The following is a 1,794-nucleotide window of genomic DNA, read 5'->3' on the forward strand; positions in this document are numbered from 1 at the left end:
TTTTAATTTGTTTTCGGTGTCATCCCAAGCGTAGCTTACACGCACGCTCCCATCATCGGGCGTGATGAAAGGGAAGAAGTAAAACCTTCCGTTGAGATGGCGGTAAAGATTGCGCAAGCTCTCGAAGTGTCTTTGGATTTTCTGACCGGATTATCCGACGTGGAACTCGATAAATCCACCACTGAGATTATGACTGACCTACAACTACTTTCCGATACGGATAAAAACCATATCCTGACTACCATTAATGCTCTGCTTCGCGATGCTAAAACAAGACAGGCCTATAAATAACAAAACCCCGAGCATTGCTCGGGGTTTTGGGTTTATGAATACTATTTTAATTTTGTTTACTCTGATTGTAACTTTCTAAAATTAATCGTTCTAATTCTGAAAATGTACAGTCAAGATCTCCTGAATAAATCACATAGGGGGTCCCTATGGTCATTTTATTCATATTATAAAAAAGCGCATTAATCCCTTTTTCATCATTTTGTGATTCTTTTAAAAAAATAGCAATGTAATTATTATGATTATATTTAATTGATTCTATTTTATCAATTTCTTTCCACTCAATTGTCTTTTTTCTAAACACAAAAAAACTAAAATAAATGCCTTCAACATCTATCTTTAATAGAGGATTTTTAATGAAAAAATTTCTTGAAAAAAGATATATAACTAAAATAGAAATAATAATACCTGTCAGCGAAAATATAATTACAGACCATTCTGTTGGAAGTAAAAAATATTGAATATTTGTGGGGTTTTTAAGCCAGGTTACAAGTATGTAAATCAGTGCTATCATTATTGCTATTACGGCAATTTTTTTTAGATAATTTTTTTTTCCTTGAATGATTATAGTCTTCATTTCTTTATTCATAAGCTTGCTCTACCATTTCTCCTGCAGCTTCACCTGCATAATACCCAACAACTCCTCCAACTATTGCACCAACTACAGTACCTACGATAGGGACAGATGAGCCAATTAGAGCACCCGTTGCAGCCCCTGCTGCCCAACCAACCCCTATACCGACAACTACTTTCGTTGTTGCTACCGCAGTATTCTTCCCATCAGTACTTCCAGTATTCTGATAATTCTCGTAATCTTGAGCAACACCTTGACCTACTTCTATGGTTCCAAGAACAGCTGTAGCTACTATACTTCCTTTTTTTACAACTTTAGCTACTTTTATTCCTTTACCTGTATATTGATTAAATCCTTTATTTGTAGGTGAGTATCGGAACTTTAATTCATTAGTCTTTATCCCATCAAATGATCTTCCCGTAGGGCCATTCCACACAGCAAATGAACCTCCTTTATATTTTGTGTGCTTATTTAAAATATCTCCCCCTAATCCAACCGCATCATTTGCTGCTCCTGCATAATCCAAAGTATTACTTTCTTTAGATTTTCCTGTAATAGTTGCCCCTTCTAATTCTAAGGCAAAAATACCTTCATCAGCATCCATACTTCCAAAGACAAAAGCTTCCAAGTCATTTAAACTTGCCCCTTCATTATCTTTGAAAAAGCCCATAATGGCGTTTATTTCATCTTGATTACTGGTTTTTATGCTTGTAACATTCCCGTCATCATCCCATCCAAATTCAATCAGCCCAGTAGGGTCTCTCCAATATACAGGATTATTAAATCCAAACCTATAAGGAGTATGCATAGGTGCTAAGTCACTCAGAGGATCCATTACGTGGAAGCGACCTAAAGCTGGATCATAGTTTCTTGCACCATAGTCATATAAGTTTAAATTCAACTCATTTTGTAACTCTTTACCGTTAAACTTA

Annotated in this window: 3 protein-coding genes; 1 reads left to right on the top strand and 2 read right to left on the bottom strand. The window is 35.6% G+C overall.

Annotation, left to right across the window (positions count from 1 at the left end; all coding sequences use genetic code 11):
• Positions 1–96: 96 nt before the first annotated feature.
• Entirely contained in the window at positions 97–291 is a 195-nt protein-coding gene (locus HMPREF2660_RS05980) for a hypothetical protein (protein WP_255356419.1), read from the top strand.
• A 46-nt stretch (positions 292–337) separates the two neighbouring features.
• On the opposite strand, the gene HMPREF2660_RS05985 is transcribed toward HMPREF2660_RS05980, so the two are convergent.
• The gene (locus tag HMPREF2660_RS05985; protein WP_070486118.1) at positions 338–865 is read right to left on the bottom strand and encodes an STM3941 family protein; all 528 of its coding nucleotides are present in this window, start codon (positions 863–865) and stop codon (positions 338–340) included.
• A 4-nt stretch (positions 866–869) separates the two neighbouring features.
• On the bottom strand, positions 870–1,794 hold a 925-nt coding region (locus HMPREF2660_RS05990; protein WP_141743554.1), incomplete at its 5' end, for an RHS repeat-associated core domain-containing protein.

The sequence above is a fragment of the Weeksella sp. HMSC059D05 genome (assembly GCF_001809725.1).
GTDB lineage: Bacteria > Bacteroidota > Bacteroidia > Flavobacteriales > Weeksellaceae > Weeksella > Weeksella virosa.

Coding starts and splice junctions, on each gene's coding strand:
- HMPREF2660_RS05980 (WP_255356419.1), top strand. CDS start 97: ATGGCGGTAAAGATTGCGCAAGCTCTCGAAGTGTCTTTGGATTTTCTG.
- HMPREF2660_RS05985 (WP_070486118.1), bottom strand. CDS start 865: ATGAAGACTATAATCATTCAAGGAAAAAAAAATTATCTAAAAAAAATT.